The organism is Shewanella algicola, assembly GCF_014648035.1.
GTDB lineage: Bacteria > Pseudomonadota > Gammaproteobacteria > Enterobacterales > Shewanellaceae > Shewanella > Shewanella algicola.
In genome coordinates, this window is record NZ_BMQI01000003.1 from 38937 (window position 1) to 53863 (window position 14927).

The 14927-nt window shown below is 41.9% G+C and carries 13 protein-coding genes and 1 pseudogene; 12 read left to right on the forward strand and 2 right to left on the reverse strand.

All coding sequences use genetic code 11. The features are described 5' to 3' along the window. Positions 1 to 38: 38 nt before the first annotated feature. Both IEY42_RS02205 and IEY42_RS02210 read right to left on the reverse strand, forming a co-directional pair. Positions 39 to 692 (reverse strand): YceH family protein, encoded by a 654-nt coding sequence (locus IEY42_RS02205; protein WP_188923741.1) that lies wholly within the window; start codon positions 690 to 692, stop codon positions 39 to 41. Between the two features lie 118 nt (positions 693 to 810). Then, positions 811 to 1644 carry a CvfB family protein gene (locus tag IEY42_RS02210; protein WP_188923742.1) on the reverse strand — a complete coding sequence of 278 codons (834 nt, stop codon included), beginning with the start codon at positions 1642 to 1644 and terminating at the stop codon, positions 811 to 813. 596 nt (positions 1645 to 2240) lie between these two features. Between IEY42_RS02210 and speA the strand changes: the two genes are divergently transcribed. The 12 genes and pseudogenes from speA to IEY42_RS02270 all read left to right on the forward strand — a co-directional run bounded on the left by speA (position 2241) and on the right by IEY42_RS02270 (position 14877). Next, positions 2241 to 4151 carry a biosynthetic arginine decarboxylase gene (gene speA, locus IEY42_RS02215; RefSeq protein ID WP_188923743.1) on the forward strand — a complete coding sequence of 637 codons (1911 nt, stop codon included), beginning with the start codon at positions 2241 to 2243 and terminating at the stop codon, positions 4149 to 4151. A 128-nt stretch (positions 4152 to 4279) separates the two neighbouring features. Continuing rightward, the gene (locus IEY42_RS02220; protein ID WP_188923744.1) at positions 4280 to 5209 is read left to right on the forward strand and encodes an adenosylmethionine decarboxylase; all 930 of its coding nucleotides are present in this window, start codon (positions 4280 to 4282) and stop codon (positions 5207 to 5209) included. Between the two features lie 174 nt (positions 5210 to 5383). After that, positions 5384 to 6022 (forward strand): pyridoxamine 5'-phosphate oxidase, encoded by a 639-nt coding sequence (pdxH, locus tag IEY42_RS02225; protein ID WP_188919803.1) that lies wholly within the window; start codon positions 5384 to 5386, stop codon positions 6020 to 6022. Positions 6023 to 6051: 29 nt separating this feature from the next. After that, positions 6052 to 6507 (forward strand): YaiI/YqxD family protein, encoded by a 456-nt coding sequence (locus IEY42_RS02230; RefSeq protein WP_188919801.1) that lies wholly within the window; start codon positions 6052 to 6054, stop codon positions 6505 to 6507. 87 nt (positions 6508 to 6594) lie between these two features. Continuing rightward, on the forward strand, positions 6595 to 7170 hold the full coding sequence (locus IEY42_RS02235) for a YceI family protein (RefSeq protein WP_188923745.1): 576 nt from the start codon (positions 6595 to 6597) through the stop codon (positions 7168 to 7170). 81 nt (positions 7171 to 7251) lie between these two features. Further along, positions 7252 to 7602 (forward strand): DUF3802 family protein, encoded by a 351-nt coding sequence (locus IEY42_RS02240; protein WP_188919796.1) that lies wholly within the window; start codon positions 7252 to 7254, stop codon positions 7600 to 7602. 50 nt (positions 7603 to 7652) lie between these two features. Next, positions 7653 to 8540, forward strand: coding sequence for a putative ATP-dependent zinc protease (locus IEY42_RS02245; protein WP_188923746.1), 888 nt, complete (start codon positions 7653 to 7655; stop codon positions 8538 to 8540). 659 nt (positions 8541 to 9199) lie between these two features. After that, a complete protein-coding gene (pheS, locus tag IEY42_RS02250) occupies positions 9200 to 10183 on the forward strand; it encodes a phenylalanine--tRNA ligase subunit alpha (RefSeq protein WP_188923747.1) in 984 nt (327 codons plus the stop codon). A gap of 15 nt (positions 10184 to 10198) precedes the next feature. Continuing rightward, the gene (gene pheT, locus IEY42_RS02255; RefSeq protein WP_188923748.1) at positions 10199 to 12586 is read left to right on the forward strand and encodes a phenylalanine--tRNA ligase subunit beta; all 2388 of its coding nucleotides are present in this window, start codon (positions 10199 to 10201) and stop codon (positions 12584 to 12586) included. Positions 12587 to 12589: 3 nt separating this feature from the next. Then, on the forward strand, positions 12590 to 12889 hold the full coding sequence (gene ihfA, locus IEY42_RS02260) for an integration host factor subunit alpha (RefSeq protein ID WP_160052251.1): 300 nt from the start codon (positions 12590 to 12592) through the stop codon (positions 12887 to 12889). A 162-nt stretch (positions 12890 to 13051) separates the two neighbouring features. Continuing rightward, positions 13052 to 13987: a lauroyl-Kdo(2)-lipid IV(A) myristoyltransferase gene (gene lpxM / locus IEY42_RS02265; RefSeq protein WP_188923749.1), complete on the forward strand. Its 936-nt coding sequence runs from the start codon at positions 13052 to 13054 to the stop codon at positions 13985 to 13987. A gap of 27 nt (positions 13988 to 14014) precedes the next feature. Next, a pseudogene (locus IEY42_RS02270) lies at positions 14015 to 14877 on the forward strand (mechanosensitive ion channel family protein). The last annotated feature ends 50 nt before the right edge of the window (positions 14878 to 14927 follow it).

Genomic DNA, 14927 nt, shown 5'->3' on the forward strand with positions numbered 1-14927 from the left:
TTGGGCCTTCGCCTTTGTTTACACTATTGCTTAACGGGTTAGTCGAGTAATGTTTCTAGTTGAGCCATTTTTTGCTCTAGTGCGTTAACTCTTTCTGTTAATTCTGCGATGCGGGTTTCTTGAGCCAAACTGTGTTGAGTTTGAGCAGAGACTTGAATACTGTCACTACTATTAACTTGATGATCGTCAATATTACCGCTAAAGCATTCTAAAAAACGGCAATCACGTTTATTCGGTTCACGAGCTAACTGAACCACAAGCGGTGTTTCACGTTGGCTTAAGCCCAGTAATGCTGCTTCGACTTGGCTCACGTCGCTAAATTCATGTAAGCGCGGTGTTCGCGTTTTGAGTTCGCCAGGTGTTTGTGGGCCACGTAAAAGCAGTACACATATTAATGCGACTTCAGCGTTGCTGAGTTGTAACTCACTAAATTCGGTATTACAAAAACGGTGTTTGTATTTAACTACGCGACTGCCAAACCCTGTTTGCTCACTGATTAAGCGTTTTTTAGTTAAGTCATCAATGATGGTTTGTACTTCTGATTCACTTAATGACATGACAGGTTCGCGGCTACTTTTTTGATTGCAGGCGAGGGTTAACGAATTAAGTGACAGAGGATATTGGTCGGGGGTGGTGAGTTCTTTTTCGAGTAAGCAACCGATAACGCGGGCTTCTAATGACGTCAATTCCATACACTGTCCTTATAAAAAATCGATGTAATTCTTGTTGTTATTTTTGCGTTGGCCGAAGCATAAATAACATTATGAGCGAGTAAATACCCACTCATAATGTTTGTGCGATAACATTGATTTACATGGTTAGACGAATACCATCGCTGTCGATGCTGATGTCACCTGCTTTAAATAAACCGCCGATTGATTTTTTAAAGGCTTTTTTGCTCATGCCCAATTGGTCATAAATGATATCGGCATCGGTTTTATCATGCAAAGGTAAAAAACCGTCAGCGCTTCGCAGCTTGTTGATAATGAGGCGAGCGTTTTTGTCTAAATCTTCTTTGCCGCTTTTTTGTAAAACTAAATCAATTTTGCCATCACTGCGCATGGTTTTAATAAATCCGGTTAGCTTTTGGCCAAAGCGAAGCTTTTGGAAAACTTCATTAGTGTAAATCACACCCCAATGTGCGTTGTTAATAATGGCTTTGTAACCTAAATCGGTGGTTCCACCAATGATTAAGTTAACTTGTTCGCCGGGGGTATAATGAGCTTCAGTTTTGTCGACAAACTTATCCACTTTAGATGACGCCATAATGCGCTCATCAGCATGGTTTGCATGAACATAAACTAAATAAGAACGGCCTTCTTCTGCCGGTTTGTGTTGTTCACCAAAAGGCAGTAGCAAATCTTTGTCTAAGCCCCAGTCTAAAAATGCACCGTATGGGCCGGTGGCCACTACTTTTAAGTAAGCAAACTCGTCCACTTGCGCCAGAGCTTTTTGGGTAGTTGCAATCACAATGTCTTCAGAGTCGAGGTAAAGAAACACATCGACCATATCACCGACATTACAACCGGTAGGGACAAATTTATTAGGAAGCAAGACCTGTCCTAGCTCTTGAGCGTTTAAGTAAACCCCAAAGTTCACTTGCTTAACCACTTCTAATGAATAACGTTTACCGATTTGTATCATGAATGACTCTACTTAATAAAAAATGAAAAGGTGTTTTCAATCGGTTAATTATACACGTAAATCAACACTAAGTTGTGTCATTTACCGTGAGTTGAAATCGATTTATTCGCTCAGTGCGTTATTGAACTTGGCTGAGGGTAAAAAATCAGGTTTTTTGCTGTAATTAATGGGTAATTTACTTGCATTACACTGCATTGCAGGTTTTAATTGCGCCGATTTTAGCAAGTCGGTTTAACCTTGATAAAGTGATCTTATTTTTGCTTTAAGCAGTAAAGCACTCGTGACAAAAATTGAGTGATGTTGGACCGGCAATATTTGCAAGCCATGCAGATGTGTGACTAAGATGTGTTATGCCTTTAGTTAAAGCATCATCGGGCTAAAAAAGGGTGTTGCTTCTATAAAATCTGATGGTTGTGAGCATTAAACTTAACCCTTCAGAGAGCTTAATGCGTCAGAATACAACGCCAATGAATACGTGCCAATAGCACAAAACATGGCAACTTATATCAGCGATAGCGCTAAGTCGTTATCTGGATGTTAACAAGCAGTCTCATAAAAAGTGCTGCTTAACTTTGATACAAATACGGAAAATAATTATGTCTGATTGGTCTATCGAAGATGCTCGCGCGGGTTATAACGTGACTCACTGGAGCCAAGGCTTTTACGGTATTCGTGAAGATGGCGAAGTCACAGTGTCACCTGATCCACAAAACCCAGATCATAAAGTCGGTTTAAATGAATTGGCTAGAGATATGGTTAAAGCGGGCGTTTCGTTACCGGTACTTGTTCGTTTCCCACAGATTTTACACCACAGAGTGGAAAGTTTATGTGAAGCCTTTAATGATGCGATTACTAAATACGAATATCAAAATGATTATTTGTTAGTTTATCCCATTAAAGTTAACCAACAACAAACCGTTGTTGAAGAGATCTTGGCGAGCCAAAAATCTAAAGAAGTACCGCAACTAGGCCTTGAAGCCGGCAGTAAGCCAGAGTTAATGGCGGTATTGGCCATGGCTCAAAAAGCCAGTTCTGTGATCGTGTGCAATGGTTATAAAGACAAAGAATACGTGCGCTTAGCCTTAATCGGCGAGAAGTTAGGCCATAAAGTTTACATCGTGCTTGAAAAGATGTCTGAGCTTAAAATGGTATTGGCAGAAGCTGAGAAGCTCGGCGTGACACCTCGCTTAGGTTTACGTGTGCGTTTAGCTTTCCAAGGTAAAGGTAAATGGCAAGCAAGTGGTGGCGAAAAGTCTAAATTTGGTTTGTCTGCTGCTCAAGTACTAAAAGTGGTCGAGTTATTACAACAAGCTAACATGCTTGAGTCATTACAGTTATTGCACTTCCATTTAGGCTCGCAAATTGCCAATATTCGCGATATTCGTCAGGGTGTGGGTGAGGCTGGGCGCTTTTATTGTGAGCTACGCCAACTCGGTGCTAAGATCGAATGCTTTGACGTTGGTGGTGGTTTAGCGGTCGATTATGATGGCACTCGTAGCCAAAGCAATAACTCAATGAACTACGGTTTAAATGAGTATGCTAACAACATCGTTAATGTGTTAACCGATTTATGCAATGAATACGAGCAGCCAATGCCACGTATTATTTCGGAATCTGGCCGTCATTTGACTGCGCATCACGCGGTATTGATTACCGATGTTATTGGCACTGAAGCGTACATGCCTGAAGTGATTGAAGCACCAGCGGACGATGCGCCGCAACTGTTGCATAACATGTGGCAGTCTTGGGAGGAAATCAGTGGCGGACACGACCAACGTGCCATTATTGAAATTTATCACGATACCCAAAGCGATATCGCTGAAGCGCATTCTTTATTTGCAGTAGGTCAATTTAGTTTAGCGCACCGTGCTTGGGCTGAACAAGCTCACTTACGTGTGTGTCACGAAGTGAAAGGCTTACTGAGCAATAATAACCGCTATCATCGCCCAATTATTGATGAATTGAACGAAAAACTGGCTGATAAGTTTTTTGTTAACTTTTCATTGTTCCAGTCATTACCTGATGCTTGGGGGATTGACCAGGTGTTCCCTGTGTTGCCGTTATCGGGTTTAGATAAAGCACCAGAGCGCCGTGCTGTCATGCTTGATATTACCTGTGACTCAGACGGTATTGTTGATCAATACGTAGATGGTCAAGGTATTGAAACCACATTACCTGTGCCTGCATGGAGCGCAGAAAGCCCATATCTAATAGGCTTCTTCATGGTCGGTGCGTACCAGGAAATCTTAGGCGATATGCATAACTTATTCGGTGACACTAACTCGGCCGTAGTTCGTTTAGATGAAGCCGGCGCGGCAAATATTGAGTCAGTGTTACAAGGCGATACTGTTGCAGACGTGTTACGTTATGTAAATCTAGATGCTGACGAGTTTATGCGCACTTTTGAAGAACTAGTGACTCAACATATTGTTGAAGATGAACGCGCCAGTATTTTAGAAGAGTTACAAGTCGGTCTTGACGGTTATACTTACTTAGAAGATTTCTAAAGGTAAGCGTAAAATAAACAACGACAGATGAGAGGCTTAGTTATGTATAATAACTAAGCCTTTATTTATTGCTAAGGCTTACTTTATGATATGAGCAATATATCGTTGTTTGAGGGTTAACCACACTGATGTTTTTTGAAGGTTCCGAAAAAAAAATTGAGCTTATAACCGCATCGACTCATGGTTCATTGCGTGCACTTGATTCTGATTTTTGGACTCAAATAGTCAGCCTCGCCAAAGCGGATATTATCTCGGTTATTCATAATCAACATTGCGATGCGTATTTATTAAGCGAGTCGAGTTTGTTTGTCTGGGATAACCGCATCGTCATGCTAACGTGCGGTTTGTCGACCTTGATAGACAGCTTATTGGCCATGCTCGAACATATCGGTGTCGACCACGTGGCGTTTGTGAGTTATCAACGTAAAAATGAATATTTAGCGCATTTGCAAGCCTCAACGTTTGCCGATGACATTGCCCGCTTACGTCAATATATACCCGGTACAGCGTGTCGAATTGGCCACTTAGACAGTCATCATCATTTTATTTTTACCAGTGACACACCTTGCTTATTAACCGTGCAAGATAACACCAGCGAACTATTGATGTATCACATTAGCGGGCCAGTCGCCGAGTATTTAACCTCAACAGAACAAACAGTAGAGCAAATTTGCGCATTATTAGGCTTAAGCAAATTGTTTGAGGGGTTTGACTACGATGCCCACTTATTTACTCCGTTAGGGTTTTCAGTTAACGGCATAAAAGATGAGCACTATTTTACCATTCACATTACCCCGCAAGAGCAGAGCTCATATGTCAGTGTTGAAACCAATGTCGATGTTAACTCACCCGACAATCCCATTGCTTCGCAATTATTAGCTTTATTACAGCCAATTAGTTGGGACACTATCGGATTTAATACACCAGTGATTGCATCAGCTAAGCCTAAAAATATATGCCTAGCCCATTGTTCATACCCGATTGAGCCAGATTATCATGTCCACTTTGGCCATTTTCAACAGCTTGACTCAGAAGTACTGAGCCCAGAATTTATGTAACTGTTCAGGTACAATTTGATACCTTAAAATGTTACACCTTTGAGTCGCACGTAAAGCCTTAATTAAAAAGTCGTTGATATAACCTTTTAAATGCTAAAGCCAACGTTTAGGCGTTGGCTTTTTTGTGTATGCTCAGCGTAAAATAGTGTGAGTAAGCATAAACAAGGAAGCGCAATGAGTGATTTAAGTGATATTCGCCGAGAGTACACCCAAGGTGGCTTAAGACGTGGTGATTTACCTGCTAATCCAATGGATTTATTTGAAAAATGGATGCAGCAAGCTAAAGATGCGCAATTAACCGATCCAACGGCTATGTGTGTCGCAACGGTTGACGAACAAGGGCAGCCTTTTCAGCGCATTGTGTTGCTCAAGCGTTTTGACGATAACGGTTTTGTGTTTTTTACCAACCTTGAAAGCCGCAAAGCCAAACAAATTGGTGTAAATAACAAAATCAGTTTGTTGTTTCCCTGGCATCCATTAGAGCGTCAAGTTGCCGTCATCGGTGAGGCTGAACCTCTATCGATGTTAGATGTGGCTAAATACTTTATGAGCCGACCTAAAGATAGCCAAATCGCTGCATGGGTATCAAAACAGTCGAGTAAAATTTCAGCGCGCCAAGCGTTAGAAGGCAAGTTTGCTGAAATGAAGGCTAAATATGCTCAAGGCGAAGTGCCTTTACCTAAATTTTGGGGCGGTTATTTAGTCCGGCCAAGCAGTATTGAGTTTTGGCAAGGTGGTGAACATCGCCTGCATGACAGATTTATGTACAGTAAAACGGATAGCGATTGGCAAATAGATCGTTTAGCACCTTAATCTGTGTTAATAAATGGGAGCAATATCGCGTGATAAGCAATAAAATTTGGGTCGATGCCGATGCCTGTCCAAATGCAGTAAAAGACATGTTATTTCGTGCCTCAGAGCGCAAGTCGATTCAATTAGTATTGGTGGCTAATCAATTGATTAAAGTGCCGATTTCTCCGTTGATTTCGATGATTAGAGTGAGCTCGGGCTTTGATGAAGCCGACAATTATATCGTTGAGCAAGTGGACTCGGGTGATTTGGTTATTACTGCCGATATTCCATTGGCGGCAGAGGCCGTTGAAAAAGGCGCGTTGGTGTTAAACCCAAGAGGGACTGTGTACACCACAGAAAACATCAAACAAACCTTGACCATGCGCGATTTTATGGAAGAAATGCGCAGCAGTGGGGTTCACACCGGTGGCCCTAATAGTTTTTCTCAGGCTGACAAGCACGCTTTTGCGCAGGCATTAGATAAATGGCTTGCGAAAGTAAAATAACGGTTTTTACCTAATTGATAAAAGACTTATCTATACTCAAGTTGTATTGTTTCATAACGTGTTAATTTTAATTAAAAGGAGTCAACAATGAAAATCGCATTACCTTTGTTCGTAGCTGGGTTGTTAAGTTTTCAAGCCATGGCAGGCGATTGGCAGGTTAACCAAGATCACTCGCGCGTTAGCTTTATCTCGGTAAAGAAAAACGACATTGCTGAAGTGCACCATTTTAAGCAAGTTGCGGGCTCATTGACCGAAGCGGGAGCTTTTGCGTTATCGATAGATTTAAATTCGGTTGATACAGGCATTAAAATTCGTGACGACCGCATGCAAACGGTGTTGTTTGAAATAGCACAATTTCCGCAATTGAAAGTCAATGCCGTGATTAATCCTCAGTTATTGATGGGAATGAAAGTCGGTGACACCTTAACAACAAAAATTGATGCCACTGTTGAGTTGCATGGTAAAAAACAGCAAAAAAGCGTTGAAGTGCTTGTGGCTAAATTATCTGATGACAAATTAGTTGTCAGCAGCTTTGCCCCCTTATTAGTTCAAGCTGACGAGTTTAATTTAGTGACAGGTGTTGAAAAGTTAAGAGAAATCGCTGGTTTGCCAAGCATTAGCTTAGCGGTGCCAGTATCGTTTGTGCTAACCTTAGCCCAATAATTGAACACCATGGCGCAATGGCTTTTCGCACTTTAAACCTAAGCCATTGCCCATTAAATAATCGTAAAAAAAGGTGAAAAAATGGTTACCGATAAAGACGGATACATGCATTTAATTCAGTATTTAACTGAACATTTAGGCTTGTTTGAAGCGCCTGAACAGAATGCGGCCGCGACGGAGACCGTAATGGAATTATTTGAAGAGCAATTATCTGCACAAATTATTATGGTGTGTGGTCAAAACCCACAATTGTCATTTGCGCAGCGTAATATGGTGATCCGTGAAATCGACGCGATTGTGTACGATTTAGAGGAGATTTTAGCGTCAGTGGCCAACCAACAGGCAACGCCTGAACAAAGTATTTTTATTACTGAGTTTTCAGGGTTAATTAAAAATTTATTCGATCAAGAAATCGCTCATTTATTAGCTTAACTGCACAGTAAACTTGGTTGTTTTAAGCGTGGTTGTTTTTGGAATTGAACATGTTTAAAAAAGTCGTTATTTCTGCTGTTTTATGTGTTTTATCATTATCTGTTTTTGCCAATAGTCAAGCCATTGTAGTGAGTCAAATTGAAACCATGACCGTGGCCAATTCAGGCTTAATGTTTAAGGCCCGTATTGATACCGGCGCAGGTAATACCTCTCTGCATGCTGTCGACCTTGAAGTGATTGGCGGCGAATCTGTCAATATGAAACAAAACATTGGCAAAACTATCGCCTTTACCACTGTCAACGAGCAAGGTGACAAGAAACGGATGCAAGCGGAAATTGTTAGTACTTCAACCGTCAGAAACTCACAAGGAAGAGAAACCCGCTATATGGTAAAGCTCGACGTTGGCTTTCCAGACAGTCTGCATAATGTGTATGTTAATTTACGCGACCGCAGCCACATGAACTACAAACTTCTCATTGGGCGTAACTTTTTAAAGAAAGGCTATCTGGTCGATGTATCTCGAAAAAAGATCATTGGCCCAGTGGCAGAACTTAGCATCAAACAAACCGGTTTGTTATTCAATACTCGCATTGATACCGGCGCGGTAGAAAACTCATTGCATGCGGTCGACATGCGCATTGATGATGAAGATCTTAACGATAAGGCCAATAACGTCGGTAAAATGATCACCTTTACCACCGAAAATGACAAAGGCGAAACGGTCGATGTGCGGACTAAAATTCGTGGCACTTCGTTTATTCGTAATGCCCAGGGCACTGAAGTTCGTTACATGGTAAGGCTCAGTGTCGGCGAACCCAGGAAAGAATATTTAGTGGATGTTAACTTAAAAGACCGCACAAAAATGGGTTACAAATTGCTGATTGGGCGCAATTGGCTTCAAGGTCATTATGTTGTTGATGTGTCGCAAGAGCATTGAGTTTAGCTGAACTTCAAATAACAGACCTGAACAATACCGCTAATAAAAAGCGGTATTTTTATTTTATTGACCTGTTTTTGACAGTGCATCGTTATCGGCTAAAGCGTTAATCAGTCTTGCCTGATAACGCCTGATTTAAAAATCGATATTAATAATTATTTTTGTGTTTATTATCAATAGCTTGCCTTAAGTTTGCGCGACATAAAGAGAGGTTGCGAATTAGGATTGTTTAGGGTTTTAGCGTTTCTGGGTATTATCGTTTTCATATTCGACTTGATATTTTTAATGCTTAACTCTGTCGTTAATTCTCTCTTCAATTATTCTGTTAATTTTAGTTTGTCAGCAAAAAGGCGGTGCGGATAATTAAGATTACTGACGATGAGCTATCACGACGAGTCTAGAAAGCTAAATTGCAGTTAAATACAGCTATTTGCCACTAAAAAGTCCAATAATGACTAGTAAAATCGCGGTCTCTCACGTAAAATTTCACTCTTTTATTTTAACCCTAGTTTTAGCACTTTGTGGCTAATTAAAGCCATAGAAGCGTTAAACTACCGCGTCGCCGCTATTAATGTTGTGATTGATTTTGATTATCGACTCACCAATAGCAGACTAGGCGCCCAATCGCATTGATATGCACAAATGCAGTGGATGATAACATGCAGCAGTTAACCGAGATCGTAGAACAAGCCTTAGAGGTCATTGACAAGGCCAGTGATCTAAAGACATTGGATGATATCCGTGTCGATTACCTTGGTAAAAAAGGTAAAATCACTGACATGATGAAAATGATGGGATCATTAAGCGCAGAAGAAAAGCCTGCCTTTGGTCAAGCCGTCAACCAAGCTAAACAAGCCGTACAGCAAAAGCTGACTGAGCGTATCGATGGATTGAAAGCGTCGGAATTAGAAGCAAAATTAATTGCTGAAAAAATCGATGTGACTTTGCCTGGGCGTACCTTAGAAATCGGTGGCTTACATCCGGTTACGCGTACAATCGAACGTATTGAAACCTTTTTTGGTGAATTAGGCTTTGTTGTTAAGGAAGGTCCTGAAATCGAAGATGATTTTCATAACTTCGACGCCTTAAATATTTCTGAGCACCATCCAGCTCGTGCCGATCACGATACCTTTTACTTTAATCCAAAAGTGATGTTACGTACTCAAACATCGGGCGTGCAAATTCGCACCATGGAACACGAAAAACCACCGCTGCGTATCATTTCTCCGGGCCGTGTTTACCGTAATGATTACGACCAAACTCATACGCCAATGTTCCACCAAGTGGAAGGGTTGATGGTGGCTGAGAATGTTAATTTTGCAGAGCTAAAAGGGATTCTGCATGACTTTTTACGCAACTTCTTTGAAGAAGACCTAGAAGTGCGTTTCCGTCCATCTTACTTCCCATTCACTGAGCCTTCTGCTGAAGTTGACGTAATGGGTAAAAACGGTAAATGGTTAGAGGTTTTAGGCTGCGGTATGGTGCACCCAAATGTACTGCGCAGTGTGGGCATTGACCCTGAAAAATACTCTGGTTTTGCTTTTGGTATGGGCGTAGAGCGTTTAACCATGTTGCGCTACGGCGTGAATGATTTACGTGCCTTCTTCGAAAACGATTTACGTTTTCTTAAGCAATTCAAATAACGGAGCAATAATTAGATGAAATTCAGTGAATCTTGGCTTCGTGAGTGGGTAAACCCATCAGTAAGTCGTGACGCATTATCACACCAAATCACCATGGCCGGCCTTGAAGTCGACGGCGTAGACCCAGTAGCGGCTGATTTCAGCGGCGTGATTATTGGCGAAGTGGTTGAATGTGGCCAGCACCCTGATGCTGACAAACTACGTGTAACTAAAATCAATGTGGGTGGCGATGAGCTTATCGACATCGTCTGTGGTGCACCAAACTGCCGTTTAGGCTTAAAAGTCGCTGTTGCTATGGTGGGCGCAGTATTGCCAGGCGATTTTAAAATCAAAAAAGCCAAATTACGTGGTCAACCCTCAATGGGGATGTTGTGCTCATACGGTGAACTCGGTATCGACATCGAAAGCGATGGCATTATTGAGCTGCCACAAGATGCACCATTAGGCGTTAATGTGCGTGAGTTTTTGCAATTAGATGACGTCATTATCGACGTTGACTTAACGGCTAACCGGGCTGATTGCCTAGGTATGGCCGGTCTTGCCCGCGAAGTAGGCGTATTGAACCGTCAAGCAGTGACAGAGCCAACATGGCAAGCTGCAGATGCAACAATTGATGCGCCATTTAGCATTAATGTGATTGCGCCAGATTTATGCCCACGTTATTTAGGCCGAGTGGTTAAAAACATCAATGTTAAAGCCGCTACGCCGTTATGGATGCAAGAGAAGTTACGTCGCAGTGGTATTCGTTCAATCGACCCGATTGTCGATATTACCAACTACGTGTTGATTGAATTCGGTCAACCTATGCACGCGTTTGACTTAAACACCTTAAACGGTGGGATTAACGTCCGTTTAGCCGACGGTGTTGAAAAGTTAACCTTGCTTGATGGTAACGAAATTACCGTGCCAAACGACACTTTAGTGATTGCAGACGACAAACAAGCCGTTGCACTTGCAGGTGTGTTTGGCGGCGAAAGCACAGGCGTGAATGAAAATACCCAAGACATCTTGTTAGAGTGCGCATTTTTTGCTCCCCTTGCCATTATGGGTAAATCACGTCGTTTAGGCTTACACACAGACGCATCACACCGTTTTGAGCGTGGCGTAGACCCTGAGCTACAACATAAGGTGATGGATCGTGCTACACGTCTTGTATTGGATATTTGTGGTGGTGAAGCAGGCCAAGTGGTTGAAGCTGTTTCAACTGAACATTTACCAAAAGCAGCCACCATTACCTTACGTCGTAACAAGTTAGACAAAACATTAGGTCACCATATTCCTGATACTGATGTTGTTGAGATTTTACAGCGCTTAGGCTTTAACGTTGAAACGGCAAATGATGCATGGCAGGTCACGACCGCCACGTACCGTTTTGATATGGCGATTGAAGAAGATTTAATCGAAGAAGTGGCACGTATTTACGGTTACAACAACATCCCGAATACAGCGCCACAAGCAGCACTTACTATGCCAGATCACAAAGAAGCGGACATTTCACTTAAGCGTGTTCGTAGCATTTTTGTTGCACGTGGTTTCCAAGAAGCAGTGACCTACAGCTTTGTTGACCCTAAAATGCAAAATTTAGTGCATCCTGGTCAAGAAGCTATGGTGTTACCAAACCCAATTTCAATCGAAATGTCGGCAATGCGTTTGTCTATGTTTACAGGGCTATTAACTGCTGTTGGCTACAACCAAAGCCGTCAACAAGGTCGTGTAAGATTATTTGAGACAGGTTTACGCTTTGTTCCTGATGCACAAGCAGATTCTGGCGTACGCCAGCAAGCCATGCTGGGCGCGGTAATTTCAGGTGTGCAAAACGAAGAACATTGGTCAATGGAGTCGAAAACAGTCGACTTCTTTGATTTAAAAGGTGATTTAGAAGCGATTCTAGGCTTGACAGTTGCCGCTTCAGAATTTAGTTTTAAAGGGGCAACTCATCCTGCGCTGCATCCAGGACAATGTGCTGAAATATTAAGAAATAATCGAGTCATTGGTTACATCGGCGCTATCCATCCTAGCTTGGAAAAGCCTTTTGGACTCAATGGCAAAACAATTGTTTTTGAGTTAGAACTGGATGCATTATTGCAGGCCCGTTTGCCGCTAGCCCAAGCTGTATCTAAGTTTCCTGCTAACCGTCGTGACATCGCGCTAGTAGTAGATGAAGCAGTTTCTGCCACTGATGTTATGAATTTGATAAGAAAAGTTGGCGAAAATCAGTTGGTTGGCTTAAACTTGTTCGATGTATACCAAGGTAAAGGTGTTGAGCCTGGCAAAAAGAGCCTCGCTATCGCACTTACATTACAAGACACTACTCGTACACTTGAAGAAAAAGACATTACCGAAACTATGGATTCAGTAATATCTGCTCTTAAGACCGAGTTCAACGCATCGTTGAGGGATTAAAGTATGGCACTTACCAAAGCCGAAATGGCAGAACATCTTTTTGAAACGTTAGGCATTAACAAACGTGTAGCCAAAGAGATGGTTGAGTCTTTTTTTGAAGAGATTCGTGAAGCACTCGAAAATGGTGAGCAGGTCAAGCTATCTGGCTTTGGCAACTTTGACCTTAGGGACAAGAATCAAAGACCGGGAAGGAACCCGAAAACTGGTGAAGATATTCCCATTTCTGCTCGCCGTGTTGTTACCTTCCGTCCTGGACAGAAGTTAAAATCACGCGTTGAAGCTGCAAACTCGGGTAAAAAATAGATCACTGGTTAATACGCCAATTCAGATTTTAGATCTGTATTACAAAGGGCCACTCTTAATTGAGTGGCTCTTTTGTTTTTGAGTTTACCAAACCCTTGGTATAATCCTAGATATCAATCTTAAGTGTGTATTGTCCGTGCACGTTTATTTGGAGTGTTCCTTTTGTCTCGAGAAGCAAAACATTTTGATACCCGCTTTAAAATGGCGTTATTACATCCGCGTTTTTGGCTGACATGGTTAGCCATAGCGGTATTGGTTATATTTGGTATTTTACCCGCCAGTGTGCGCGATCCTATTGCCAGGTTTTTAGCGGTTATTGTGATGAAAATAGCCAAAAAGCCCATAAAAATAGCCAGAATTAACATCAGTCATTGTTTTCCTGAAATGTCGAAAACAGAGGTTGAAACATTAGTTAAGCAAAATGTGAAGATGTTTGTGTTGGTGCTGCTTTCACAAGCTGAATTACTGTTTAGATCAACGGCTCATTTAAAGCGTCGTATCCAAATGAATGGTTATGAGCATGTTAAAGCGGCCAGAGATGCCGGCCAGCCAATTATTTTTATTATGCCTCATGTGTGGCCAATGGAGTATGCGGGGCTGCGTGTGAACATGGAAATTCCCATCGTGACCATGGCAAAAGCACACCGGAATGACTTATTTAACTGGTTTAGTAATCGCATGCGCACCAGTCAAAATGGTCGAGTGTATATGCGTGAAGCTGGGATCCGCGCGTTATTAGCTGAACTAAAAAAAGATAACAGCTTCTTTTATTTGCCCGATGAAGATTTAGGGCCAGATAAAAGCGTATTTACGCCATTTTTAGGTACAGTAAAAGCGACATTACCTGTAGTAGGGCGTCTTGCTCAAGCAGGCAACGCTCAAGTCATGCCAGTTAACATTGGCTATAATGAACAAGCTAAGCAATTTGTTATGACGATAATGCCCGCCATTAGTCCACAAGAGATGGCAGGTAAAGAAAACGAAGCTTTGGCATTAAACAAAGCGGTTGAGCAGGTGATTAAAGCCTACCCAGAACAATACATGTGGTTTTTAAAACTACTCAAAACCCGCCCACCTGGTGAAAAGAGGTTTTACTAATACTCACAAAAATAAAAAGAGGTATATATGGATTTTAACGAATTGTTATCTGCCTTGTCGTTTGTGGTATTCACTTATGACAACAGCCCAATTACCTTGTTGCAATTGTTGCAAGTGCCGTTATACCTCTTTTTAGCCTGGTTTATTATTACTCGGGCCGGTCGGCTCATTGTCAAGGCGTTAAAGCGGCGTCATGTTGGCGCAGATGCGATTCATTTATTTACCCGCATGTACTTTATTATCAGTATTGCGGTGCTGGTGTTTACCAGCATGGAGATTTTAAATATTCCATTGACCGCGTTTGCGTTTGTGTCGGGTGCGATTGCCATCGGTGTTGGTGCGCAAAACATCATTAATAACTTTATCAGTGGTTGGATTTTAATGTGGGAGCGGCCAATCCGTATTGGCGACTTTTAGAAGTCGGCGAAGCGTGAGGTGTGGTTGAGTGTATTAATACCCGCTCAACCTTAATTCGTCGTAATGATGGGGTGCACATGTTAGTGCCCAACAGCCAATTACTTGAAAATACCGTAACCAACTGGACCTTAATTGATAAAAATGCCCGTACTTTTATTCGTGTCGGGGTGGCTTACGTTTCTGATGTGATTAAAGTCCGCGATTTGATTTATCAAGTGATTGGTGAGCGCGATGATTTTTTACAGCAACCGAAGCCATTGGTTTTATTTGAAGACTTTGGTGATAACGCACTTATTTTTGACTTAATATTTTGGGTGAGTGCGGTATCTGAAACCGATATTCGCCGTCGGCGCAGCGAAATTCGTTTTAGAATGTATGAACTGTTTAATGAGCATCAAGTGGTCATAGCCTACCCACAACGTGATTTACATGTCGATGGCAATCTAACGATTACTCAAAGCCATAAAAAGTAACTGCCCACCATTTTGAAATAATAAAAAAGACGCCGCGGCGTCTTTTTTGT

What these genes read in the sequence shown, in the direction of transcription:
- IEY42_RS02205 (WP_188923741.1), bottom strand. Translation starts at nt 692, where the DNA reads ATGGAATTGACGTCATTAGAAGCCCGCGTTATCGGTTGCTTACTCGAA.
- IEY42_RS02210 (WP_188923742.1), bottom strand. Translation starts at nt 1,644, where the DNA reads ATGATACAAATCGGTAAACGTTATTCATTAGAAGTGGTTAAGCAAGTG.
- speA (WP_188923743.1), top strand. Translation starts at nt 2,241, where the DNA reads ATGTCTGATTGGTCTATCGAAGATGCTCGCGCGGGTTATAACGTGACT.
- IEY42_RS02220 (WP_188923744.1), top strand. Translation starts at nt 4,280, where the DNA reads ATGTTTTTTGAAGGTTCCGAAAAAAAAATTGAGCTTATAACCGCATCG.
- pdxH (WP_188919803.1), top strand. Translation starts at nt 5,384, where the DNA reads ATGAGTGATTTAAGTGATATTCGCCGAGAGTACACCCAAGGTGGCTTA.
- IEY42_RS02235 (WP_188923745.1), top strand. Translation starts at nt 6,595, where the DNA reads ATGAAAATCGCATTACCTTTGTTCGTAGCTGGGTTGTTAAGTTTTCAA.
- IEY42_RS02240 (WP_188919796.1), top strand. Translation starts at nt 7,252, where the DNA reads ATGGTTACCGATAAAGACGGATACATGCATTTAATTCAGTATTTAACT.
- IEY42_RS02245 (WP_188923746.1), top strand. Translation starts at nt 7,653, where the DNA reads ATGTTTAAAAAAGTCGTTATTTCTGCTGTTTTATGTGTTTTATCATTA.
- pheS (WP_188923747.1), top strand. Translation starts at nt 9,200, where the DNA reads ATGCAGCAGTTAACCGAGATCGTAGAACAAGCCTTAGAGGTCATTGAC.
- pheT (WP_188923748.1), top strand. Translation starts at nt 10,199, where the DNA reads ATGAAATTCAGTGAATCTTGGCTTCGTGAGTGGGTAAACCCATCAGTA.
- ihfA (WP_160052251.1), top strand. Translation starts at nt 12,590, where the DNA reads ATGGCACTTACCAAAGCCGAAATGGCAGAACATCTTTTTGAAACGTTA.